General features: G+C 50.6%; 1 protein-coding gene. It reads right to left on the bottom strand.

The window, feature by feature from the left end; translation table 11 throughout:
* Positions 1-127: 127 nt before the first annotated feature.
* The coding region (locus AO388_RS29595; protein WP_236713903.1) for a DUF6396 domain-containing protein at positions 128-269 on the bottom strand (142 nt) is incomplete at its 5' end.

Here is a 269-nt window from a genome sequence, read left to right as displayed (position 1 = left end):
TTGCCAGAAAAACCAGCCTTGTGAACATTTCCATTCCCTTGTATGTGCCTATTTGTGGGGCAAGCTTCCCGGAATTGGAGTCCCTCCCTCTACGCATGCGTCGGGTATGATTCAACGTATGTCTTTTTCACTTCGATGCAGGTAATGGAAGACCTGTTTCAGGATCGAGGTTTTTTTCTGCCGCCATTCGTTGAATCAGCTCTTCCGATGGAGGCGAAGGTGGTGCAGCGGCATCACGATCACGCTTCCATTTGAACGTGCCGTCCCAC

This window comes from Pseudomonas sp. ICMP 10191 (genome assembly GCF_001467335.1).
Classification (GTDB): Bacteria; Pseudomonadota; Gammaproteobacteria; order Pseudomonadales; family Pseudomonadaceae; genus Aquipseudomonas; species Aquipseudomonas cerasi.
This window is presented reverse-complemented; position numbering and strand designations above follow the sequence as displayed.